The organism is Serratia sp. PF-27 (assembly GCF_030053255.1).
Lineage (GTDB): Bacteria > Pseudomonadota > Gammaproteobacteria > Enterobacterales > Enterobacteriaceae > Serratia > Serratia bockelmannii.
On record NZ_JASGBT010000002.1, the window covers coordinates 82,385 to 106,529 of the forward strand.

Annotated in this window: 20 protein-coding genes; 8 read left to right on the plus strand and 12 right to left on the minus strand. The window is 60.8% G+C overall.

Going from position 1 to position 24,145, the window contains the following annotated elements; all coding sequences use genetic code 11:
* Positions 1 to 49 precede the first annotated feature (49 nt).
* Positions 50 to 700, plus strand: coding sequence for a bifunctional tRNA pseudouridine(32) synthase/23S rRNA pseudouridine(746) synthase RluA (gene rluA / locus QMZ29_RS00695; RefSeq protein ID WP_043135978.1), 651 nt, complete (start codon positions 50 to 52; stop codon positions 698 to 700).
* A gap of 143 nt (positions 701 to 843) precedes the next feature.
* Here rluA and djlA read toward each other — a convergent pair whose 3' ends face one another.
* Positions 844 to 1,665 (minus strand): co-chaperone DjlA, encoded by an 822-nt coding sequence (gene djlA, locus QMZ29_RS00700; protein ID WP_025301546.1) that lies wholly within the window; start codon positions 1,663 to 1,665, stop codon positions 844 to 846.
* 228 nt (positions 1,666 to 1,893) lie between these two features.
* On the opposite strand from djlA, the gene lptD reads away from it, so the two are divergent.
* From lptD to apaH, 6 genes are all read left to right on the plus strand, one after another.
* Positions 1,894 to 4,254, plus strand: a complete 2,361-nt coding sequence (gene lptD, locus QMZ29_RS00705) for an LPS assembly protein LptD (protein ID WP_025301545.1) — start codon at positions 1,894 to 1,896, stop codon at positions 4,252 to 4,254.
* Between the two features lie 65 nt (positions 4,255 to 4,319).
* Positions 4,320 to 5,621, plus strand: a complete 1,302-nt coding sequence (gene surA, locus QMZ29_RS00710; RefSeq protein WP_025301544.1) for a peptidylprolyl isomerase SurA — start codon at positions 4,320 to 4,322, stop codon at positions 5,619 to 5,621.
* Complete coding sequence (gene pdxA / locus QMZ29_RS00715) at positions 5,608 to 6,600, plus strand: 4-hydroxythreonine-4-phosphate dehydrogenase PdxA (protein WP_049205446.1); 993 nt, start codon at positions 5,608 to 5,610, stop codon at positions 6,598 to 6,600. Before surA ends, pdxA begins: the two co-directional genes overlap by 14 nt.
* Positions 6,593 to 7,411 (plus strand): 16S rRNA (adenine(1518)-N(6)/adenine(1519)-N(6))-dimethyltransferase RsmA, encoded by an 819-nt coding sequence (gene rsmA, locus QMZ29_RS00720; protein ID WP_025301542.1) that lies wholly within the window; start codon positions 6,593 to 6,595, stop codon positions 7,409 to 7,411. Before pdxA ends, rsmA begins: the two co-directional genes overlap by 8 nt.
* 12 nt (positions 7,412 to 7,423) lie before the next feature.
* On the plus strand, positions 7,424 to 7,801 hold the full coding sequence (gene apaG / locus QMZ29_RS00725) for a Co2+/Mg2+ efflux facilitator ApaG/CorD (RefSeq protein ID WP_016929119.1): 378 nt from the start codon (positions 7,424 to 7,426) through the stop codon (positions 7,799 to 7,801).
* Positions 7,802 to 7,803: 2 nt separating this feature from the next.
* A complete protein-coding gene (gene apaH / locus QMZ29_RS00730) occupies positions 7,804 to 8,655 on the plus strand; it encodes a bis(5'-nucleosyl)-tetraphosphatase (symmetrical) ApaH (protein WP_043135986.1) in 852 nt (283 codons plus the stop codon).
* A 50-nt stretch (positions 8,656 to 8,705) separates the two neighbouring features.
* Here apaH and QMZ29_RS00735 read toward each other — a convergent pair whose 3' ends face one another.
* The 4 genes from QMZ29_RS00735 to QMZ29_RS00750 form a co-directional block, all read right to left on the minus strand.
* Positions 8,706 to 10,595 (minus strand): PhoX family protein, encoded by a 1,890-nt coding sequence (locus QMZ29_RS00735; protein ID WP_261427453.1) that lies wholly within the window; start codon positions 10,593 to 10,595, stop codon positions 8,706 to 8,708.
* A gap of 180 nt (positions 10,596 to 10,775) precedes the next feature.
* Entirely contained in the window at positions 10,776 to 11,258 is a 483-nt protein-coding gene (gene folA, locus QMZ29_RS00740) for a type 3 dihydrofolate reductase (RefSeq protein ID WP_261427451.1), read from the minus strand.
* A gap of 143 nt (positions 11,259 to 11,401) precedes the next feature.
* Complete coding sequence (locus tag QMZ29_RS00745; RefSeq protein ID WP_015376621.1) at positions 11,402 to 11,866, minus strand: threonine/serine exporter; 465 nt, start codon at positions 11,864 to 11,866, stop codon at positions 11,402 to 11,404.
* Positions 11,863 to 12,663, minus strand: coding sequence for a threonine/serine exporter family protein (locus QMZ29_RS00750; protein ID WP_261427449.1), 801 nt, complete (start codon positions 12,661 to 12,663; stop codon positions 11,863 to 11,865). Before QMZ29_RS00750 ends, QMZ29_RS00745 begins: the two co-directional genes overlap by 4 nt.
* Before the next feature lie 127 nt (positions 12,664 to 12,790).
* Here QMZ29_RS00750 and QMZ29_RS00755 point away from each other — a divergent pair, with 127 nt between their 5' ends.
* Positions 12,791 to 13,405 carry a LysE family translocator gene (locus QMZ29_RS00755; RefSeq protein ID WP_283003029.1) on the plus strand — a complete coding sequence of 205 codons (615 nt, stop codon included), beginning with the start codon at positions 12,791 to 12,793 and terminating at the stop codon, positions 13,403 to 13,405.
* Positions 13,406 to 13,441: 36 nt separating this feature from the next.
* On the opposite strand, the gene kefC is transcribed toward QMZ29_RS00755, so the two are convergent.
* The 7 genes from kefC to QMZ29_RS00790 form a co-directional block, all read right to left on the minus strand.
* Positions 13,442 to 15,295: a glutathione-regulated potassium-efflux system protein KefC gene (gene kefC / locus QMZ29_RS00760; protein WP_025301535.1), complete on the minus strand. Its 1,854-nt coding sequence runs from the start codon at positions 15,293 to 15,295 to the stop codon at positions 13,442 to 13,444.
* The gene (kefF, locus tag QMZ29_RS00765) at positions 15,288 to 15,845 is read right to left on the minus strand and encodes a glutathione-regulated potassium-efflux system oxidoreductase KefF (RefSeq protein ID WP_025301534.1); all 558 of its coding nucleotides are present in this window, start codon (positions 15,843 to 15,845) and stop codon (positions 15,288 to 15,290) included. Before kefF ends, kefC begins: the two co-directional genes overlap by 8 nt.
* A gap of 170 nt (positions 15,846 to 16,015) precedes the next feature.
* Positions 16,016 to 19,240, minus strand: coding sequence for a carbamoyl-phosphate synthase large subunit (gene carB / locus QMZ29_RS00770; protein WP_025301533.1), 3,225 nt, complete (start codon positions 19,238 to 19,240; stop codon positions 16,016 to 16,018).
* Positions 19,241 to 19,256: 16 nt separating this feature from the next.
* A complete protein-coding gene (carA, locus tag QMZ29_RS00775) occupies positions 19,257 to 20,405 on the minus strand; it encodes a glutamine-hydrolyzing carbamoyl-phosphate synthase small subunit (RefSeq protein WP_071826157.1) in 1,149 nt (382 codons plus the stop codon).
* Between the two features lie 470 nt (positions 20,406 to 20,875).
* Positions 20,876 to 21,697 carry a 4-hydroxy-tetrahydrodipicolinate reductase gene (gene dapB, locus QMZ29_RS00780; RefSeq protein WP_261427446.1) on the minus strand — a complete coding sequence of 274 codons (822 nt, stop codon included), beginning with the start codon at positions 21,695 to 21,697 and terminating at the stop codon, positions 20,876 to 20,878.
* A 263-nt stretch (positions 21,698 to 21,960) separates the two neighbouring features.
* Positions 21,961 to 23,220: a glycosyltransferase gene (locus tag QMZ29_RS00785; RefSeq protein ID WP_261427491.1), complete on the minus strand. Its 1,260-nt coding sequence runs from the start codon at positions 23,218 to 23,220 to the stop codon at positions 21,961 to 21,963.
* Between the two features lie 24 nt (positions 23,221 to 23,244).
* Positions 23,245 to 24,108 (minus strand): TauD/TfdA dioxygenase family protein, encoded by an 864-nt coding sequence (locus tag QMZ29_RS00790; protein WP_049207249.1) that lies wholly within the window; start codon positions 24,106 to 24,108, stop codon positions 23,245 to 23,247.
* Positions 24,109 to 24,145 lie beyond the last annotated feature (37 nt).

A 24,145-nucleotide genomic window follows, 5' to 3' on the forward strand; every position in this document is an offset into this window, starting at 1 on the left:
ATGCGGGGAGGCCACCGTCTCCCCGTTCGGCCCTTTTCGCGGAGCCAAGATGGAACCCTACAATCCCCCGCAGGACCCGCTGCACATCCTGTATCAGGATGAACACATCATGGTGGTCAACAAGCCCAGCGGCTTGCTGTCGGTACCCGGCCGCGCCCCGGAAAACAAAGACAGCCTGATGACCCGCATTCAGGCCGATCATCCGGCCGCCGAATCGGTGCACCGGCTGGATATGGCCACGAGCGGGGTGATCGTGGTGGCGCTCAACAAGGCCGCCGAGCGTGAGCTAAAGCGTCAATTTCGCGAACGCGAACCGAAGAAATCCTATATCGCCCGCGTTTGGGGACATATGGCGCATGATGAAGGGTTAGTGGATTTGCCGCTGATCTGCGACTGGCCGAACCGGCCGCTGCAAAAAGTGTGTTTTGACACCGGCAAAGCGGCGCAGACGGAATATCGGGTGCTGTCGCGCGACGCCGACGGCAGCACCCGCGTGAAGCTGACGCCGATCACCGGCCGCTCGCACCAGCTGCGGGTGCACATGCTGGCGCTGGGACACCCGATCCTCGGCGACGGTTTCTACGCCCCGCCGGAAGCCAAAGCGATGGCGCCGCGGCTGCAGCTGCACGCGCAGGAGTTGCGCATCACCCACCCCGCCTTCCAGACGCCGATGCACTTTCGCGCCGAGCCGGATTTCTGAGCTCATCACCCTGAGATACCCTAAATAATTCGAGTTGCAGGAAGGCGGCAACTAAGCGCAGCCCCGGGAGCGTACAAAAAGTACGTGACCGGTGTAAGCGCGGGCAGCCAACACACCTGCAGCTCGAAGTATGACGGGTATCGTTATTTAAAACCTTTCTCGCGTTTGATCAGGTCGTACGCCGCCTGGATCTCCTGCGCTTTCTGCTTGGCCATTTCCATCATCTCCGGCGGCAAGCCTTTCGCCACCAGCTTATCCGGATGGTGTTCGCTCATCAGCTTGCGGTAGGCGCGTTTGATGGTGGCGGCATCGTCGCTGCTGCGCACGCCAAGCACCTTGCACGCATCGTCGAGCGTCGGGCCGCGCTGAGCCTGCTGATAGCCGCCCTGCGAATACCCGCCCTGCTGACCGCCGCCGAACTGACGCCCGCCCTCCATCATGCTGAGGAACTGATCGAACTGCGCGCGCGAAATGCCCAGCTCTTCGGCGATGACATACAGCACCTGACGTTCGTTCGGGTGCAGCGAGCCGTCGGCGAACGCCGCCTGTATCTGAATTTCCAGAAACATCCGAATCAGATCGAAGCGGCCGAAACAGATACTGCGGAACTGCTGCAGCGTCTCACGCAGCGGGAACTGGCTCTGTTTGCCCTCGCGGAACGCCTGCTGCGCCGCGGTGCGCGCTTCGCCGTGCAGCTGAAGGCGATCCATAAACAGGCTGGCGATCTGAATATCCGCCTCGGTGACGCGTCCTTTGGATTTGGTCAGGTGGCCCATCACCTGAAAAGTGGTGCGGAAAAACAGCGTTTGCCGCGTTTGCTGGTCGGTGAAAAACCCCCGACTGCGCTTGTTGCTGCGCGCCGTATCGATCATATGACCGATAATCAGCCCCAGAACTACACCCCAGAATCCCGCGCCAGACCAGATGGCGACGATGACGCCGAGCAGTTTTCCCCAATACTGCATATACTCCTCAATTATCATGCCGAAAGCCGCCCGCTCTCCTCCGTTTCAGGAAAGGGCGCAGGCGATTTTTCCTAGAATTTGGATTATCATACCTGTCATTTATCTTTGCGCCTAACGACGACGCAAGTAAACGGCTGGATTTAGCACTAGCGCAACGCAGATGAGTAATATAGTCTCTGACCGTTTGCCGGACACGACGCCTCTGATGACGGAACACCAAAACCGCGTATGAAAAAAAGTTTCCCAACACTGCTGGCCACGATGATTTGGACGGCACTCTACAGTCAGCATGCGCTGGCTGATCTGGCCGAGCAATGCATGCTTGGCGTTCCCGTTTACGACAAGCCTTTGGTCAGCGGCGATCCGAACAGCCAGCCGGTGACCATCAATGCCGATGACTCGCGCGCCGACTACCCGAAAAGCGCCCTGTTCAGCGGCAACGTGCATATCGAGCAGGGTAACAGCACCCTGACCGCCAAAGAAGTTGAGCTGAACCAGACGGAAAACCCCGGCCAGACGGATCCGGTGCGCACCGTCACCGCTACCGGCGACGTGCACTACAGCGACAATCAGATCAAACTGAAAGGCCCGAAGGCCTGGTCGAACCTGAATACCAAAGATACCGACGTCTATGAAGGCGACTACCAGATGGTAGGCCGTCAGGGTCGCGGCGACGCCGACAAGATGAAAATGCGCGGCGCCAACCGTTACACCATCCTGGAAAACGGCACCTTTACCTCCTGCCTGCCGGGCGACGACAGCTGGAGCGTGGTCGGTTCCGAAGTGATCCACGATCGCGAAGAGCAGGTGGCGGAAATCTGGAACGCCCGCTTCCGCATCGGCGGCGTGCCGGTGTTCTACAGCCCGTACCTGCAATTGCCGGTCGGCGACAAGCGCCGTTCCGGCTTCCTGATCCCGAACGCCAAGTACGGCAGCAACAATGGCTTCGAGTTCATGTTGCCGTACTATTGGAACATCGCGCCGAACTACGACGCCACCATCACGCCGCACTATATGTCCAAGCGCGGCCTGCAGTGGCAGACCGAGTTCCGTTATCTGGTGCAGCCGGGCCTCGGCCTGATGGAGTTCGACTGGCTGCCGGACGACAAGGAATACGGCAAAGATCATGACGACAACAAACGCTGGCTGTTCTACTGGAACCATAACGGCGTCATGGATCAGGTATGGCGCTTCAACGTCGACTACACCAAGGTCAGCGATTCCAAATACTTCACCGATCTGGACTCCAAATACGGTTCCACCACCGACGGCTACGCCACGCAGAAATTCAGCCTCGGCTACGCCAACGAAAACTGGAACGCCACGCTGAGCTCCAAGCAGTTCCAGATCTACGACGACACCGATCGTTCACAGTCGGACTCGTATAAAGTTCAGCCGCAGCTGGACCTGAACTACTACAAGAACGACATCGGCCCGTTCGACTTCCATATTTACGGCCAGGCGGCCAAGTTCACCAGCGTCAACCCATATAGCCCTGACGCCACCCGTCTGCACATGGAGCCGACGCTGAGTCTGCCGCTCACTAACGGCTGGGCCAGCCTGAACACCGAAGCCAAGGTGATGGCGACCCACTACCAGCAGGATATTCCTGACGGTTTCGCTGCCAACTACCAGAGCCGCAAAAACGCTGCCGCGCCGGAGCTCGATGATTCGGTCAACCGCGTACTGCCGCAGTTCAAAGTCGACGGCAAGCTGGTGTTCGAGAGGCCGATGATCTGGGCCGAGGGCGCTACCCAGACGCTGGAGCCGCGCGTGCAGTACCTGTATGTGCCGTACCGCGACCAGAGCAACATCTACACCTACGACACCACGCTGCTGCAGACCGACTACTCCGGCCTGTTCCGCGATCGCACCTACAGCGGCCTGGATCGCATCGCTTCGCAGAACCGCGTCTCTACCGGTTTGACCACCCGCATTTATGATGACGCCCTGGTTGAACGTTTTAACGCTTCCGTGGGTCAAATCTACTACTTCAGCCGTTCGCGTACCGGTGACCAGATGACCGGTTACGACAACAACGATGATACCGGCAGCGTAGCCTGGGCCGGCGATACCTATTGGAAAATCGACGATCGTTGGGGCCTGCGCGGCGGCCTGCAGTACGACACCCGCCTGAACAGCGTCTCGCTGGGCAACGGCGTGGTGGAATACCGCCAGGACGCCGAGCGCGTGGTGCAGTTGAACTACCGTTACGCCACGCCGGAATATATCCAGACGGCGTTGAACACCAAAACGGTTCCGGCCTTCCAGGACGGCATCTCGCAGGTGGGCATCACCGGCAGTTGGCCGATCGCCGATCGTTGGGCGGTGGTCGGGGCGTACTACTACGACACCCGCGCCAAACAATCCGCCGATCAGTTGGTGGGGCTGAAGTACAACACCTGCTGCTGGGCGGTGACGCTGGGCTATGAGCGCAAGATCACCGACTGGAACAACAGCAACAATACCAGCGTTTACGACAACAGAGTTTCGTTCAACGTCGAACTGCGCGGCCTGAGCAGCGATCATAGTCTCGGCTCCGCAGAAATGCTGCGCTCCGGCATCCTGCCGTATCAGCGCGCATTCTGACGCTTTGCAACACTTTGAAAACGAGAACTTTCACCCGCATTTGCGGATTACATAATGGGAAATGTATGAAGAACTGGAGAACGCTTATTCTCGGATTGGTGGTTTGCGCCAATGCCGCGTTCGCAGCACCCCAAGAAGTGGATAAAGTCGCCGCCGTCGTGGATAACGGCGTGGTACTCGAAAGCGACGTCAACGGTCTGTTGCAGTCAGTCAAGCTCAACGCCCAGCAGGCCGGCCAGCAACTGCCGGACGACAAGACGCTGCGCCATCAGATCATCGAACGCCTGATCATGGATAACATCCAGCTGCAGATGGCCAAGAAAATGGGCATCACCGTGTCCGATGCCGATCTGGACAAGGCGATCGCCAACATCGCCGCGCAAAACAAGATGAGCGTCGATCAGCTGCGCAGCCGCCTGTCGTACGAAGGGTTGAACTACAACACCTACCGCGCGCAGATCCGCAAAGAGATGCTGATCTCCGAAGTGCGTAACAACGAAGTGCGCCGCCGCGTCACCATCCTGCCACAGGAAGTGGACGCACTGGCCAAACAGGTGGGCGCACAGAACGGCAGCGACACCGAAATGAACATCAGCCACATCCTGATCCCGCTGCCGGAAAACCCGTCGCAGCAGCAGGTCGACAAAGCCGAAGAGCTGGCCAAACGTCTGGTGGGTGAGATCAACAGCGGCGCCGACTTCGGCAAGCTGGCGATCACCTACTCCGCCGACTCTCAGGCGCTGAAAGGTGGCAACATGGGCTGGGGCAAACTGCAAGAAATCCCGACCCTGTTCGCGGAACGTCTGGTGAGCGCCAAGAAAGGCGACGTCGTCGGCCCAATCCGTTCCGGCGTCGGCTTCCACATCCTGAAAGTGAACGACATTCGCGGCGCCAGCCAGTCGGTGTCGGTCACCGAAGTGCACGCCCGTCACATCCTGCTGAAACCTTCAGTGGTGCTGACCGACGACCAGGCTCGCGCCAAACTGCAATCCGTGGCGGAAGCGATCAAGAGCGGCCGCGCCAAGTTTGCCGACGAAGCCAAACAGCTGTCGCAAGATCCGGGTTCTGCGATGCAGGGCGGCGATCTGGGCTGGGCTTCCCCGGACATCTACGATCCGGCCTTCCGCGATGCGTTGCTGAAGCTGAGCAAGGGTGAAATCAGCGCGCCGGTCCACTCCTCCTTCGGTTGGCACCTGATCCAGTTGCTGGATACCCGCCAGGTGGATAAGACCGACGCTGCGCAGAAAGATCGCGCTTACCGTATGCTGTTCAACCGTAAGTTCGCCGAAGAAGCGCAGACCTGGATGCAGGAACAGCGCGCCCAGGCTTACGTGAAGATCCTCGATGGCAGCGATGCACAGCAATAAACGCGTCGTCATTACCCCCGGCGAACCTGCCGGGGTTGGGCCGGATTTGGTGGCCGCGCTGGCGCAACAGGATTGGCCTGTTGAGCTGGTGGTGTGCGCCGATCCGGCCCTGCTGCTTGAACGCGCCAAGCGTATGGGCCTGCCGCTGACGCTGCGCGACTACCAGCCGCAGCAACCGGCCGAAGCGCAACGCGCCGGCACGCTGACCGTGCTACCGGTCCCGCTCGCTCACCCGGTTACCGCCGGTGAGTTGAACGTCGGCAACAGCGCCTACGTGGTGGAAACCCTGGCGCGCGCCTGCGACGGCTGCCTGAACGGCGAGTTCGCGGCGCTGATCACCGGCCCGGTGAACAAGGGCGTGATCAACGACGCCGGCGTGCCGTTTATCGGCCATACCGAATTCTTTGCCGATCGCAGCCGCTGCGATCGCGTGGTGATGATGCTCGCGACCGAAGAGCTGCGCGTGGCGCTGGCGACCACCCACCTGCCGCTGCTGGCGGTGCCGGGCGCCATCACGCAGCAGAGCCTGTTCGAAGTCATCCGCATCCTCGACCACGATCTGAAAACCAAATTTGGCATCGCCCAGCCGCACATTTACGTTTGCGGTCTGAATCCCCACGCCGGGGAAGGCGGCCATATGGGGCGCGAAGAGATAGACACCATCATCCCGGCGCTCGACGCGCTGCGCGCTGACGGCATCCATCTTGTCGGCCCGCTGCCGGCGGACACCCTGTTCCAGCCCAAATATCTGCAAGATGCCGATGCGGTGCTGGCGATGTATCACGATCAGGGGCTGCCGGTGCTAAAATACCAAGGGTTCGGCCGCGCGGTGAATATCACCCTCGGTTTGCCTTTCATACGCACCTCGGTCGACCACGGTACCGCTCTGGAACTGGCCGGCACCGGCACCGCCGATGTCGGCAGTTTCCAAACGGCCCTGAATCTCGCCATTAAAATGATAATTAATTGTAATGAATAACAGAGTCCACCAAGGGCACTTTGCCCGCAAACGCTTTGGACAAAACTTTTTAACCGATCAGTTTGTCATCGATAGCATTGTCTCCGCCATTCACCCGCAGCCGGGCGAAGCGGTGGTCGAGATCGGCCCCGGCCTCGGCGCCTTGACCGAGCCGGTCGGCGCGCGCATGGACCGCATGACGGTGATCGAACTGGACCGCGATCTGGCCACCCGGCTGGAGAACCACCCGCGGCTGAAAGACAAGCTGACCATCCACCAGCAGGACGCCATGACGGTGAATTTCGCCGAACTGGCCGAGGAAGCTGGCCAACCGCTGCGCGTATTTGGTAACCTGCCGTACAATATTTCGACGCCGCTGATGTTCCACCTTTTCAGCTATACTCAGGCAATCCGCGACATGCACTTTATGTTGCAAAAAGAGGTGGTCAACCGTCTGGTGGCCGGCCCGAACAGCAAGGCCTACGGGCGTTTGACCGTGATGGCGCAGTACTACTGCAACGTCATTCCGGTGCTGGAAGTGCCGCCGACCGCGTTCGCGCCGCCGCCGAAGGTCGATTCCGCCGTGGTGCGTCTGGTGCCGCACACCGAGCTGCCGAACCCGGTGGGCGACGTGCGCATGCTGAGCCGCATCACCACGCAGGCATTCAACCAGCGGCGGAAAACCATCCGCAATAGCCTGGGCGACCTGTTCACGCCGGAGCAGCTGACGGAGCTGGGCGTCGATCCTTCGCTCAGAGCAGAAAATATTTCTGTGGCGCAGTACTGCAAGCTGGCGAACTGGCTGTCAGCCAATCCGGCGCCGCAGCAATAAGGAGTTGTTGTCATGATTGATTCGCCCCGCGTGTGTATTCAGGTTCAGAGCATCTATGTGGAATCACAGTCGATCCCTGAAGAAGAGCGTTACGTCTTCGCCTATACCATCACCATCCGCAATCTGGGGCGGACCGACGTGCAACTGTTGGGCCGTTACTGGCTGATCACCAACAGCAACGGCCGTCAGACCGAAGTCCAGGGCGAAGGCGTGATCGGCGAACAGCCCGTCATTCCGCCCGGTGGCGAGTTTCAGTACACCAGCGGCGCCATTCTGGAAACGCCGCTGGGCACCATGGAAGGCCATTACGAAATGGTGGACCATCAGGGTCAGCCGTTCCGCACCGCTATTCCCGTGTTCCGCTTAGCCATTCCAACGCTGATCCATTAACTATGTCGACATACCTTATCGGCGACGTTCACGGCTGTTTCGATGAACTGAAGTCGCTGCTGGCTCAGGCTGCTTTCGATCCCGAGCGCGATCAACTGTGGCTGACCGGCGATCTGGTGGCGCGCGGCCCCGCCTCGCTGGACGTGCTGCGCTATGTGCGCTCGCTCGGCCCGGCGGTGCGCATGGTGCTGGGCAACCACGATCTGCACCTGCTGGCGGTTTACGCCGGCATTAGCCGCAACAAACCCAAAGATCGCATCACGCCGCTGCTGGAAGCGCCGGACGCCGACGAGCTGATCAATTGGCTGCGCCGCCAACCGGTGCTGCAGGTGGATGATGAGCAAAAGCTGGTGATGGCCCACGCCGGCATCACCCCGCAGTGGGACATCGACACCGCGAAAATGTGCGCACGCGAAGTGGAGGCGGTATTGAGCAGCGACAGCTATCCGCTGTTCCTCGACGCCATGTACGGCGACATGCCGAACAACTGGGCGCCGGAGCTGAGCGGCCTGGCGCGCCTTCGTTTCAGCACCAATGCGCTGACGCGCATGCGCTACTGCTTCCCCAACGGCCAGCTCGACATGATCTGCAAAGATGCGCCGGGCAGCGCGCCGGCGCCGCTGAAACCGTGGTTCGAGCTGCCGCGCCTGGTGGATCCGGAATACACCATCATCTTCGGCCACTGGGCCTCGCTGGAAGGCAAGGGTACGCCGGAGGGCGTGATCGGGCTGGATACCGGCTGCTGCTGGGGCGGCGATCTGACGATGCTGCGCTGGGAAGACCGCCGTTACTTCACGCAACCCGCCAATCGCGGCGAAGCGCCTGACCACGCCGGCAGATTAGCCGCATCCTGAAACGATAAAGGCGGCCCGGTGGCCGCCTTTGTTCTGTATTGATTGCCGCCTTACGCTCCAATCACTCCGCCATCTTCACGCGTGATCATCAACACCGATGAACGCGGGCGCGGGCTGTTGTTCGGGAAGTGCGAATCGCCCTCTTCTCCCGGATGCTGTACGTTGACGAACATCGTCTTGTAGTCCGGGGTGAAGGTGATGCCGGTCAGTTCGCAGGACTTTGGCCCCACCATGAAACGGCGAATTTCGCCGCTGACCGGATCGCCCACCAGCATCTGGTTGTTGCCCTGCCCGACGTAATCGCCCTTGTTGCTGTACTTGCCATCGGTGAGGATCCACAGGCGGCCGGCGCGATCGAAGCCCAGCCCGTCCGGGCTGTTGAAGGTATTTTCCGCCGTGATATTCGGCGTGCCGCGGTTGACGCCTTCGGGGTGGGCGATCGGGTTGCCGCACAACGCATAGATGTCCCAGGCGAAGACGTCGGCGGTGGCGTCGCCGCCCTCGTCCCAGCGAATGATTTGGCCGTAGATATTGTTCGGTCGCGGGTTGGCGGCGTTCAACGGCATCCCTTCCTCGCCGCGCTTGCTGTTGTTGGTCAGCGTGCAGTACGCGCGCCCGTCATGCGGGTTGACCGCGATCCACTCAGGGCGATCCATCTTGGTGGCGCCGACCTGCTGCGCCGCCTTGCGGGCGAAGATCAGCACTTCGGCCTCATCGCGGAAACCGTTCTCCGGCGTCAGGCCGTTCTTGCCGAACTCGAGCGCAATCCAGCGCCCTTTGCCCTTCAGCGGCGTGCCGGCGGCGTCGCCGTCGAACTGCGCCACGTACAGCGTTCCCTCGTCCAGCAGCGTGCGATTGTTGGCCGGGTTAGCGGCGTCGACCACGTCTTTGGAAACGTACTTATAGATATGTTCACCGCGCTCGTCGTCGCCCATATACACCACCAGACGGCCGTCTTTGGCCACGGTCACCGCCGCGTTTTCATGTTTGAAGCGGCCGAGCGCGGTGTGCTTGATGGGCGTCGAGGTCGGATTCAACGGATCGATCTCGACGATCCAGCCGTGGCGGTTGAATTCGTTGGGATTCTTCGCCACATCGAAGCGCTCGTCATAGTCCGGCCAGTTGCGCTCCGGTTCGTTGACCTTCAGCGTGTAGCGCTTCTGTTCCGGCGTGGTTCGATAATCGGCCTGACGGGTGCCGAAATAGGTGTCGAAGTTTTCCTCGCAGGTCAGGTAGGTGCCCCACGGCGTCTTGCCGTTGGCGCAATTGCCGAACGTGCCCAGCACCTTGCGGCCGCTCGGATCGGCGGCGGTCTGCAACAGCGGATGTCCGACGGCCGGGCCGCTGAATTGCATCTCGCTGTTGGCGGTGATGCGGCGGTTATAGCGCGACGGGCGCTCCACCGCCCAGCGCTGGCCGTCGCCGACCCGCTTGACCGCGACAATGGAGACGCCGTGCGCCGCCTGCGATTTGCGCACCTCTTCCAGGCTGGTGGCCTTGGCGCCGCCGTGGGCGAACAGGTACTGCTCGTTAACGTATTCGTTATTGATGGCCATCACGCCGTGATTGTCATCGATAGGGAAGAAGCTCATGCCATCGTTGTTGTCGCCAAACTGTTTTTCCTGATCGGCGGCGCTGTTGTTGCCCTGCGGATCGAAGGCCGGCGCGCCGTCCACCAGCGGCTCGCCCCAGGAGATCAGCACCTCGGCGCGGTAGCCTGGCGCTATCGTCACTTCATCGGCGGTAGACGCGGCGATGCCCCGGAAACCCAGCAGCGTGTTCGGCGGCAGATCCTCGGCTAACGCCTCGGCGGAGACCGACCAGATGCCGCCGCCGAGAAAACCGGCCAGGCCGACGGCGCCGGCGCTGCCGAGCAGCAGCTTGCGGCGAGTGGGATCGATCAGGCGGTCGGCGTCTAATTGCTCAATTTGCTTGGTCATAACGTGGTTACCTTTTTAGTTATGGCGCCGCGGTCAAGATTCACCAGAGTTGCCGTGGCGCTCGGAGTTGGGCTTCATACTAATCAGGTAATGTGACGGAAAGGTTACGAATGACCGGCGCAAAAAGACCGGGGGCGCAATTGCTTGCGCCCCCGGGGATAGCTGGCTAACGCGCTGAAATCAGCGGCGCTGCAGGATTTCGAAGCAGTAGCTGTGCGAATTCAGCTCGTCGGCGTCGTGGAATTCGCTGAACGTGGTTTCCCACTCGTCCGGCTCGTAATCCGGGAAGTGAGTATCGCCGCCGACTTCGGCGTCGATGTGCGTCAGGTACAGGCGATCGGCGCGCGGCAGCAGCTGGGTATAGATGCGCCCACCGCCGATCACCATCACTTCTTCCACATCACCGGCGGCGGCCAGCGCCTCATCCAGCGAGGTCACCCAGGTCACCCCGGCTTCGCTGCCCGGACGGCTGCTCAAAACGATATTGTGGCGGCCCGGCAGCGGGCGGCCGATGGACTCGAAGGTCTTGCGGCCCATAATAACCGGCTTATTCAACGTGTTGCGTTTAAACCACGCCAGGTCCGCCGGCAGGTGCCACGGCATGGCGTTTTCCATGCCAATAACGCGATCCGCCGCCAAGGCAGCGATCAGGCTGATAATCATTGTTTAACCCTGTGTAGGCAGCAAAATTGGTGACACTATACGTAAAGGCCTGAGTGCCGTCGATAGGCTAATCAAGCAAGATGAATATATAAGATAGCTCTTATCAGCATATCTAATAACCAACGATCGCCCGCCGGGAAATTTCACACGCCGGGGCGTTTGCGATACAGCCACAGGCCCGGTAACGACAGGCCGATCGACAACGCGCCGACGATGAAACTGGCCTTGAGGAAGTTGGTGATCATGGTCTCCATCAAGGCTTCGCTGTAGCCAAGATGCGAGATCTCTACCACAGTTATCATCGCGGTATAGGCGGAAATGCCGGGGAACATCGGGATCACCGCCGCCACGGTGAATACCTTCGGATGCGCCAACAGCCAGCGCGACCAGTAGATGCCGATGATACCGATCAGGATCGCCGCCAGCAGCGACGCCCACTCGATATTCATGCCAGCGTGCATCATCAACATGCGCGAGCCGCGCCCGATTGCCCCGAGCAACGCGCAATAGCGCAGCGCGCGCAGCGGCACGTTGAACACCATGGCGAAGCCCAGCGCCGGTACCGCCGCCAACAGCATCTCCTGCAACAATGCCCACAGCAGATTCATGACCACCCCCGCAGATCCCACAGCGACATCGCCATCACCACCCCGATGCAGGTCGCCAGCGTCAGCAGGCTGGCCATCGCCCAGCGCGCCAGCCCGGTGTTGACGTGCCCCTTAAACATATCGGCCACTGCGTTGATCAGCGGGAAGCCCGGCACCAGCAACAGCACGCTGGCGGCCATCGCCACGCTCGAGGTGTCTTTAAACGCCGGCAGGCGCAGCAGCAGTCCGGAGATCGACGTCGCGACAAACGCCGTCAGGCAAAAATTGATCAGCGGATTCATCTGGCGGGCGGTGAGGATCTGGCGCACCAGCATCGCCGCGCCGCTGGCGATAAAGGTCACCAAAAAGGCGTCGCCGCCGCCGCCGTTGAGCATGCTGAAACATCCACAGGACAGGCCCACCATCAGCACCACCAGCCAGCGCGGGTAGCGCAGCGGCCGGATCCTTTCAAAGCGACGCGCCACGTCGTGCGCATCCGCCAGGCGATGCTCGGCGAGGATCACGATATGCTGCACTTCGGTCACCACCTGCATATTGATGCCGCGATCGACATTCTTGCGGGTGGTGGTCAGGCAGGCGCCGTGGCTGAGGGTGGTCAACACCACCGCATTGGCGGAGATTGAACTTTCCACGCTGTCCATCCCCAGCGCCAACCCCAGGCGGGTCGACAGCTGTTCCACCACCGTGCTCTCGGCGCCGTGCTGCAACAGCAGCAGCGCGCATTGAATGCACAAGCGGGTAATTTCACGCTGTTGCCGGTGCGGCTCCGGCCTCTCTGTGGCGGTAGTCTGCTGCATGGTGCTCCGTCGCTGGCGGTAGATGAATTATTATCATAGAGCCTAACAATACCTCATTGGGTTGATGCGCATCAGAGGAAGCGGCGTTATTATCGCCAGAACTCTGTCTTTTGCGCGAGACGCTCCCATGCTTGAAACTTCGCTGTTCGTCGCCGGCATTGCCGCCCTCGGCATGCTCTCCCCCGGCCCGGATTTTTTCCTGGTGATCAAAAACGCCGCCCGCTATCCTCGGCTAGCCGCCATGATGACCGCATTCGGCGTGATATGCGGTGTCGCCACCCACATGTCCTACTGCGTCGCCGGGCTGGCGGTGGTGATCACCACCACGCCGTGGCTGTTTAACCTGCTGAAATACGCCGGGGCGGTCTATCTGGTGTGGATCGGCATCCAGGCGCTGCTGTCGCGCGGCGGCGGCAAAATGAACGTCAGCAATCTGCCGCAGCAGCAGGTCAGCCTGAAGAGCGCCTTTGCGCAAGGCTACCTGTGCAACCTGCTGAACCCGAAAGCCACCCTGTTCTTCCTGGCGGTATTTACCCAGGTGCTGCAGATCGATTCCGGTCTGGGCGACAAGCTGTGGTACGCGAGGATTATTCTCGGCCTGTCGGTCATCTGGTGGCCGCTGCTGGTGTTCCTGATCCAAAGCGGGCCGGTGCGCCGCGGGCTGGAAAAGACGCAGAAGGTCGTCGACAAATTGCTGGGTGGCATGCTGATCGCCTTAGGGATCAAGGTCGCGTTGAGCTAAGCAAAAAAACGGGGCGCCATTACGGCGCCCCTGCTGTTATCCTTTGGCTTCCACCACCTCATCTTCCGGCGCCTTGCCGTCGATACTGCCGCGCCAGCCGGTCTGCTGCACCCGCGACAGCCGATTCTGATCCTGCTCGATGGCCGCACTGAGCATCTCCTTGGCTCGCTGCAGGCTGGCGATACGGAATTCAGTATCCTGATAATTCTCCAGCGTGTCTTCCAACATTTTCAGGTTATAGCGGCGGAACGTGTCCGCCTTCTCGCGCGCCTCATAGGCGTCCAGCCCCAGCAGTTCCAGCGTTTCACGGCCGATGCGCAGCGAGCTTTCGAAAGTTTCGCGCTCCGGTTTTTCCACCCCTAGCTGCCGCAGCTGATACCAATGATCGACGTCGCGCGCCCGCGCCACCACCTTCAGATGCGGGAAGTGCTGCCTGGCCAGCTCGGTTAACGCCAGGCTGTCTTCCACATCGTCGATGGCGTTGATCAGCACCTTGGCGTGAGCGGCGCCGGCGGCCTCCAGCAGATCGGCCCGCGTGGCGTCGCCGTAAAACACCTTGGTGTCGAATTTGCGCAGCGTTTCAATATGGTCCGGATCGTGATCCAGTACCACGGTGTGCACGCCGTTGGCCAACAGCAAACGGCCGGCGATCTGGCCGAAACGGCCGAAGCCGGCAATGATCACGCTGGCATTCTCGTCGTCGATGACGTCAGCCGGGCGCTCCTCTTTCGGCGCATTTTTTTCCAGCTGCGCGGCGATCACCAACAACAGCGGCGTGGCCGCCATCGACAGCGCTACCGCCAGCGTCAGCGACTTGGCCCATTCGACCGGCAATACGCCGGCCAGCTGCGCGGCGCTGAAAATCACAAAGGCAAACTCACTGCCCTGGCCCAGCAGAATGGCGAACAGGCCGCGCTGGCGCTTCGGCACCCCGAGCAGCGGCCCAATCAGCCACAGCAGCGCCGCCTTGATCAACATAAAGCCCAGCAGCAGCGAGGCGATCAGCAGCGGGTGATGGAACAGGGTGCCGAAGTCAATCGACATGCCAACGCCGATAAAGAACAGCCCCAGCAGCAACCCCTTGAACGGCTGAATATCGCTCTCCAGCGCGTGACGGTATTCCGAGCTCGCCAGCAGTACCCCGGCGAGGAACGCCCCCATCGCCATCGACAGTCCGGCCATCTCCAGCAGGATGCCAAAACCGAACACCAGGAACAGCGCCACGGCGCTGAACACCTCGCGCATGCCCGAACGGGCGACAAAGTGCAGCAGCGGGCGGGTGACGTAGCGGCCGAGCAGCACCACCATCGTCAACGCGCCCACCACCTTGGCCGCCGACAGTACGAAAGCGCCCAGCGTGGTGGTGGCGCCGCTGCTGGCGAGCAGCGGGATCATCGCCACCAGCGGGATCGCCGCGATATCCTGGAACAGCAGCACCGCAAACGCACTGCGGCCGATTGGCGACGGCGTCAGGTTGCGTTCGCTCATCGCCTGCATGGCGATGGCGGTAGATGAAAGCGCCAGCGTCAAACCGATCAGCAGCGCCACCTTCCAGTTGAGGCCGAGGAAGTAACAGAAGGCGCTCAGCGCCAGGCCACAGCCCACCATTTGGATGCTGCCGCCGCCGAACACCGAGGCGCGCAGCGTCCACAGCCGCTTGGGATCCAGCTCCAGGCCGATGATAAACAGCATCAGCACCACGCCGATCTCGGCGAAGGTCAGGATCGACTCGGCATCCGACACCAGCTTCAGCCCCCAGGGGCCGATAATACAGCCGGCGATCAGGTAGCCAAGCACCGAGCCCAGCCCCAGTCGCACCGCGATCGGCACGAACAGCGCCGCGGAGCCGAGGTAGATCAGTCCCTCGATCATCATGTGATGGTTATCCATGGCTGGCCTCCCGGGTTTCCGCTTCGGCATGTTCCATCAGGTAGTCAACCAACCGCTGGCGGTAGGCTTCGCCGGCGGCGAGCAGCGCCGGCTCGTTGCAGGTAAAGGTGTTGTGCACGGCGAAATAAGGTTGCCAGTTCATGCCGCAATAGATCGCCGTAGCCTGCAGCGGCTGCGCCAGCGTAGCGAAGTTAGGAAAGTCGCCCAGCTCGAAGTGGTGCTCGTCGCCGCCGCTGGTCACTGCCCACAGGCAGTCTTTACCCACCAGCGCATTGCCGTCGTGGCCGTAGGCCCAGCCGTGCTCCAGCACTTTGTCGATCCACAGCTTCAACAGCGGCGGGAAGCTGTACCACTGCATCGGATGCTGCAGCACCACCAGGTCGGCGCGCTCCAGCGCCTGTTGCTCGGCGTTGATATCGATATTGAAATCGGGGTACAGCTCATACAGCGAGCGCACCTCTACCTCGGGGAGATCCCTCACCGCCTGCAGCAGGCGCTGATTGGCATGCGAATGCCGGGGATACGGGTGAGCATAAATTATCAGAATCATTGTTATCGTCGTTCCTTCGTTTCTTGCCAATACACCAAGCATATACCAATCACACAGAGTGACAGTTTGCCCACTGATTGATAGCGGAAATTTTTAACACCAGCCGACAAATTCGCTGAATAAAAAAAGGCGCTGCATCTGCAGCGCCCTGGCATAACGTTCTCGCGCGGTTATTTGCCGATACGCGCGTGCATTTCCTGCACCGAAGTCACCTGCTCGGTCGGATCCGCTTTCAGCGCCATCGCGGTGGCAAAGCCGCCGTTCAGCGTGGTGTCGTAGTGCACCTTGTACTGCAGGGCGCTGCGGCGAATCAGCTTGGAGTCCTCAATCGCCTGGCGGCCTGCCGTGGTGTTGACGATGTAGGTGTACTCGCCGTTCTTGATACGGTCTTGAATATGCGGACGCCCTTCGTGCACCTTGTTGACCAGACGCGGGTTGATGCCCGCTTCGCCCAGCACCACCGCGGTGCCGTGGGTGGCATCCAACTCGAAGCCCTGCTTCAGCAGGCTGGCGGCCAAATCGACCACGCGGGCTTTATCGCCTTCGCGCACCGACAGCAGCGCGCGGCCCTGCTTCTTCATGCCCGAGTTGCTGCCCAGCATCGCTTTGGAGAAGGCTTCCGCGAAGGTGCGGCCTACGCCCATCACTTCCCCGGTAGAGCGCATTTCCGGCCCCAGAATCGGGTCGACGCCCGGGAATTTGTTGAACGGCAGCACCACTTCTTTCACCGAGTAGTACGGCGGGATAATTTCTTCGGTCACGCCCTGCTCAACCAGCGTTTTGCCCGCCATCACGCGCGCGGCCACTTTGGCCAGCGGCACGCCGGTCGCTTTGGACACGAACGGCACGGTACGCGCGGCGCGCGGGTTGACTTCAATCAGGTAGACTTCGTTGTCTTTCACCGCGAACTGCACGTTCATCAGACCGCGCACCTGCAGCTCGAACGCCAGTTTTTCCACCTGGCGACGCATCACGTCCTGAATTTCCTGGCTCAGGGTGTACGCCGGCAGTGAGCACGCGGAGTCGCCGGAGTGCACGCCCGCCTGCTCGATGTGCTCCATGATGCCGCCAATCAGCACGCGCTCGCCGTCGCAGATAGCATCGACGTCCACTTCCACCGCGTCGTCCAGGAAGCGGTCCAGCAACACCGGCGCATCGTTGGACACGCTGACCGCGGTCTGGAAATAACGGCGCAGGTCGGTTTCGTCATAGACGATTTCCATCGCCCGGCCGCCCAGCACGTAGGAAGGACGCACTACCAGCGGATAGCCGATGCCCGCCGCCTTCTCGACCGCCTGCTCGATGGCGGTAACGGTGGCGTTGGCCGGCTGCTTCAGGCCCAGGCGGTTGACCGCCTGCTGGAAGCGTTCGCGGTCTTCGGCACGGTCGATGGCATCCGGGCTGGTACCGATGATCGGCACGCCTGCGGCTTCCAGCTCACGCGCCAGCTTCAGCGGGGTCTGGCCGCCGTACTGCACGATAACGCCTTTCGGCTTCTCGATACGCACGATTTCCAGCACGTCTTCCAGCGTTACCGGCTCAAAGTACAGGCGGTCGGAGGTGTCGTAGTCGGTGGAGACGGTTTCCGGGTTACAGTTGACCATGATGGTCTCGTAACCGTCTTCGCGCAGCGCCAGAGAGGCGTGCACGCAGCAGTAGTCAAACTCGATGCCTTGGCCGATACGGTTCGGCCCGCCGCCCAACACCATTACTTTCGGCCGGTCGTTGGTCGGGTTGGACTCGCACTCTTCTTCATAGGTGGAGTACATGTAGGCGGTGTCGGTGGCGAATTCCGCCGCGCAGGTATCCACGCGCTTGTACACCGGATGCAGACCGTGGCTGTGACGCAGCTTGCGAATTTCGCTCTCGGCGACACCGGCTAGCTTGGCCAGACGCGCATCGGCGAAGCCCTTGCGCTTCAACGTGCGCAGGAAGTCTTTGTCCAGGCCATTGATGCCCGCTTCGGCTACCTGCTCTTCCAGGCGCACCAGCTCTTCAATCTGCACCAGGAACCAGCGATCGACGTTGGTCAGGTTGAAGACGCCGTCGACCGACAGACCGGCGCGGAAGGCGTCGGCGATGTACCAGATGCGGTCGGAACCGGCGTCTTTCAGCTCGCGGCGGATTTTGGTCAGCGCTTCCGGATCGTCCAGGCTCACTTTCGGATCGAAGCCGGTGGCGCCCACTTCCAGACCGCGCAGCGCTTTCTGCAGCGACTCCTGCTGGGTGCGGCCGATGGCCATCACTTCGCCGACCGACTTCATCTGGGTAGTCAGGCGATCGTTGGCGCCGGCGAACTTCTCGAAGTTGAAGCGCGGGATCTTGGTCACGACGTAGTCGATGGACGGCTCGAACGACGCCGGAGTGCGGCCGCCGGTGATGTCGTTCATCAGCTCATCGAGGGTATAGCCCACTGCCAGTTTGGCGGCGATCTTAGCGATCGGGAAGCCGGTGGCTTTCGACGCCAGCGCCGAAGAGCGCGACACGCGCGGGTTCATCTCGATGACGATCAGGCGGCCGGTTTTCGGGTTAACCGAGAACTGCACGTTGGAACCGCCGGTTTCAACGCCGATCTCACGCAGCACCGCCATCGAGGCGTTGCGCATGATTTGGTATTCCTTGTCGGTCAGGGTCTGGGCCGGCGCAACGGTGATCGAGTCGCCGGTGTGGATGCCCATGGCGTCGAAGTTTTCGATGGAGCAAACGATGATGCAGTTGTCGTTCTTATCACGCACCACTTCCATCTCGTACTCTTTCCAACCGATCAGCGATTCGTCGATCAGCAGCTCGTTGGTCGGCGACAGGTCCAGACCGCGTTCGCAGATCTCTTCGAACTCTTCGCGGTTGTAGGCGATGCCGCCGCCGGTGCCGCCCATAGTAAAGGAAGGACGGATAATGCACGGGAAGCCGACGTCAGCGGCTACCGCCAGCGCTTCTTCCATGGTGTGCGCGATGCCGGAACGCGCGGTATCCAAACCGATTTTCTTCATCGCCACGTCGAAACGGCGTCGGTCTTCGGCCTTGTCGATGGCATCGGCGGTCGCGCCGATCATGGTGACGCCGAACTCGGCCAGCACGCCCTGACGCTCCAGCTCCAGCGCGCAGTTCAGCGCCGTCTGGCCGCCCATGGTCGGCAGCACCGCATCCGGGCGCTCTTTTTCAATGATCTTGCGCACCACTTCCCAGTGGATCGGCTCAATGTAGGTCGCGTCGGCCATCTCCGGGTCGGTCATGATGGTCGCCGGGTTGGAGTTGACCAGAATGACGCGGTAGCCCTCTTCGCGCAGCGCTTTACAGGCCTGGGCGCCCGAGTAGTCGAACTCACACGCCTGGCCGATAACGATCGGACCCGCGCCGAGGATCAGGATGCTTTTTATGTCTGTACGTTTTGGCATTTTTTACTGCTCCTGATTATTTGGCGTTAGAACGGTAAGTCTCAATCAGTTCGATAAAGTGATCGAACAGCGGCGCGGCGTCGTGCGGGCCTGGGCTGGCTTCCGGGTGCCCCTGGAAGCTGAACGCCGCCTTGTCGGTGCGGTGAATGCCCTGCACCGTGTGGTCGAACAGCGATTTGTGCGTCACGCGCAGATTCGCCGGCAGGTTGTTTTCATCTACCGCAAAGCCGTGGTTCTGCGCGGTGATCATCACCGTGTTGTTGTCCAGATCCTTCACCGGGTGGTTGCCGCCGTGGTGGCCGAGCTTCATCTTCATGGTTTTCGCCCCGCTGGCCAGCGCCAGCAGCTGGTGGCCCAGGCAGATGCCGAACACCGGAATGTCGGTTTCCAGGAACTGTTTGATGGCGGCGATGGCGTAGTCGCACGGCTCCGGGTCGCCCGGGCCGTTGGACAGGAAGATGCCGTCCGGATTCATTTTCAGCACTTCGTCGGCTGGGGTCTGCGCCGGCACCACGGTCAGGCGGCAGCCGCGATCCACCAGCATGCGCAAGATGTTGCGCTTGGCGCCGTAGTCGTAAGCCACCACGTGGAACGGCAGTTCCGCGGCGGTTTTGGCTTCCGGCAGATCGCCTTCAAGCGTCCAGCTGCCTTGCTGCCAGCTGTAGGCCTCTTGAGTGGTGACCTCTTTCGCCAAATCCATGCCCTTCAACCCCGGGAAGCCTTGCGCCTTGGCCAGGGCCAGCGCGGCGTCCGGCGAATCGGCGGCAACGATGCAGCCGTTCTGGGCGCCTTTTTCGCGCAGCAGGCGGGTCAATTTACGGGTATCGATATCGGCGATCGCCACGATGTTGTGACGCTTGAGGTAGTCGGACAGGCTTTCTTCACTGCGGTAGTTGCTGGCGATCAGCGGGAGGTCACGAATGACGAGGCCTTGGGCGTGTACTGCGGAGGATTCTTCGTCGGAAGCATTGGTGCCGACATTGCCGATATGAGGATAAGTAAGAGTAACGATCTGGCGGGAATAGGAAGGATCAGTGAGGATTTCTTGATAACCGGTCATCGACGTATTGAAGACCACTTCCCCCACTGCCGTTCCCTCTGCCCCGATGGCCCGACCGTGGAATTGGGTTCCGTCTTCCAGAACCAATAGCGCTGACTTTATCAAAACATCCTCCGAGGAATAATCAATCACAATATTTGCATATTAATTCAGATATCGCGATCTAAATCAATGCAAAAACCGTCCGCGAGGCCAATTTTTGGCAAATTGGGCGCATTTTAATGATGAGTGCCTGGCTTGTCTACCCAAACCGCCATTTTTTGTTTTATTTTTGCAGTTCTCGGCGCTCATGCGGCGTGAGCGGCGATAAAAACACAGAAAACCGGGGCTAGGAAACGGTTGCGGGGAAGAATGACGGAAAACGCGGCCAGAATGGGACGAAAAAGACGCTAAAAAAGCTGTAAGCGGAAAAAACGGAGGTAATCAGCAGGATAAACACATAAAAACAACCACTTCAATGACAAAGCAAACAAAACATAATATTTATCATGTTAAAAAAAAGGACAATAAAATTATTGCCCTATTATCATAGCATTATGATCAACACAACCACATCACGATGGTATTCAATTTAGTTATATCTGGTCCAAACTTAGCACATCGCGCATATCAAATAGGCCTTTATCCCGGTTATGCAACCAGGAAGCCGCGCGCACCGCGCCGCTGGCAAAAGTCATACGGCTGGAGGCCTTATGGGTGATTTCCACCCGTTCACCGATGTCGGCGAACATCGCGGTGTGCTCGCCGACGATGTCGCCGGCGCGAATGGTGGCAAAGCCGATGCTTTTCGGATCGCGTTCGCCGGTATGGCCTTCGCGCGCATAGACCGCACAGCTTTTCAGATCGCGCCCCAGCGCGCCGGCGATCGCTTCGCCCATGGCCAACGCCGTGCCCGACGGCGCATCCACTTTGTGGCGATGGTGCGCCTCAACGATTTCGATATCGGTATAGTCGCCCATCACCTGCGCGGCCTTCTCAAGCAGTTTCAGCACCAGGTTGACGCCGACGCTGAAGTTGGCGGCGAACACGATGCCGATATGCTGCGCCGCATCGCGGATCGCCTGCTTGCCGGCGTCATCAAAGCCGGTGGTACCAATCACCATCGCCTTATGGTGCGCCATGCAAAATTCCAGGTAGCCCAGGGTGCTTTCAGGGCGGGTGAAGTCGATCAGAATGTCGAACTCGTTCGCCACGTTATCCAGACTGTCGCTCACCTTGACGCCCAGCGCGCCGATGCCCGCCAGCTCGCCGGCGTCGACGCCGATCAGGCTTGAACCCGGGCGCGACAGCGCCGCTCCCAACACCACGCCTTCCGCCTGCTGCACCGCCTGGATCAACTGACGGCCCATCCGGCCGCCGGCGCCCGCAATCGCAATGCGGATTTGTGAATCACTCATGCTTGCTCTCTTCTTGTTTTGACGCCTATCCCATTAGGCTATCGATTCAGGGTAACCGTCCCACTTCAGCGTCGCCAGAGGATTCATTTCATAATTAGAAAATTATGATATTCCCCCGCTTTCATCAGCGGCGCTGTCGTGAGATTAACATTCAACCGATTTGGCGGCCTGCGACGATTGTACATAATCATGCAGTTTCCATGGCAAGAAAATGCAGAAAAAAGGCGCCGAAAACGGCGCCTGGGGAAAGGAACACTGCGAGGTCAGGCGGTAATGGCGGCCACTTCGTTGGCGATCGCCGTGAGCGCATCGTGGCGGGCATAGTCCTCACGCACCAGCGCTGCGCGTTGCCGATAGATCGGCTGCTGCAGAATACGCGACGCCGCCGCCAGGATCTGTTCTGCGCTCGGCGTGCTGGTGTGCAGACTGATGCCGCAGCCGGCGGCCACCACGCGCGCGGCAGCCTCCAGCTTGTCCTCGCCGGTGCCGGCGACAATCAGCGGCACGCCGCTGTCCAGCGCATAGTTGATCGAGCCGTAACCGCCGTTGGTGATCAGCAGCGCCGCCTGCGGTAACCAGTGTTCGAAGGAGATGAACGCCCGCACTCGGGCGTTGTCCGGCAACGCGTCCATCAGCCCTTCGGTCGCTCGCCCGCCGGTGGTGGCCAACACCCGCACCGGCAGATGCGCCAGCGCCTGCAGCGTCGGCACGATCAGCTGATGCAGATCGACATTGGCCAGCGTGCCCTGAGACACGATCACCAGCGGCTGACGATCGTCCTCCTCCCACAGCGCCTCTTCCGCGGCCGGTTGACCACCGCTGCGCAGCGGCCCGACGAAGCGCACACCGCTCGGCAGGTCGTCGCGCTCATATTCCAGCGCCGTGGTGGCCAACTGCAGGAAACGCTCGCAGCCGCCGATCAGCGCATCGGTAAACGGGCGATTCAGCGGCCGCCCGCCCGCTTGCACCAGCGCGGCATCAAAGCTTTGCTGCACCTCATCAAGCAACACCCGCGTCGCTTCATCCACCAATTGCTCGCGGGTCAGCGCCCGCGGCAGCAGCGCCGGCGGGATGCGCGGGCCATAGAAAATGGCGTCGCGCGAAGAATACGACAGCGGCGTGACGCCGATCCCGAAGACCGGCGGCCGTTCGGCGGACTGCAGCAGCGGCAGCACGCCGTAGAAGCAGTTCTCCACCATCAGCAGATCGGTCTTTTCGGCGGCGATGGCCGCACGCAGCTGACGATCCAACAGTGGGATCGGCGCGGCGAAGAAATCTTTCAGCGCCAGCGCCATCTGCGCATTGCCCGGCGGCAGCGCGGCGCGCTCGGGGAAATGCTCCTCCAGGTGGCGATAGTCGAAATCCACCTGCGCGTCGAACGGCACGAAGCTCGCCCCAGCCGCTTCGGCGCGTTCGCGGAACAGCGCGCCGGTCATCACCCGCACCTGATGCCCTTGGGCAACCAGGTGGCGAGCGATGGCCAACATCGGGTAGACGTGCCCCGGAGTGGCGACCGCCGCCATCAGTATCCTTGCCATAATGCTCCTTTACGCTTCTGCGTTGGCCGGCTTCAGCGCCAGATTGGCGCACACCGGGTTGCTCTGAATATGCACGCGCTGCAAATGACGCGCGGAACGGGCGGTAAAGCCCTCACGGCCGTGCAGCAGCGAGAAATTGTCCGCCACCACCACGTCGCCCTGTTGCCACTGATGGGCATAATAGTGACGCGGATCGTACAGGTGCTGCTGCAGAGTGTGATGGAACTGTTCCTGCTGTTGTTCCGGCACGCCGTGATATTCCAGCGCATGCTGGTTGAGGAATTTTTTCCCCTCCGTCGGCGGTTCATTGTAGCGCATGATCAAGCCCCTGCCGTTCGGGTGCTGCACCACCAACGGCGAACAGACTTCTCCGCCGTAATGCACCACCTGCTTGATGCGGTAGGTGATCGACACCGACAGCCACTGATCCAACAACGCTTCGTCCGCATTGGCCAGCAACCGCGTGGTATCGACGAAGGTAGTGCACCCGCCTTCGTCCTGCGACGGCGCCGCCACGCAGTGGAACAGCTGGAACTCGGGGATGGTCGGCTTATACATACCATCCCAATGCAGTGGGACGTAGCTGCTGTCGAAAATATGATCCTTGGCGTCAGGATGTTCCTTCACGTCCAGCACCGCGCCGAACGGCCACATCATGATCTCGCCCCACTGCTCGGCGTAGCGCGTCAGAACCTCCCCATCGCTGAAACCGGAGTCGAATCCGCGCAGCACCAGCAAGTGGTGCTCCTGCGCCAGCGCTCGCAGCGCCGCCACCGGTAGCTCGCCGATCTTTTGCCCCGGATGCTGCGGCGTCAGGATCGCGCCGAACGGGGTATTCGGTTGGATATGGCAATTAAGCGGTTGGTTGTTCATCGGTATTCTCCTTGCATCGAATGTGCTGCTCACACGG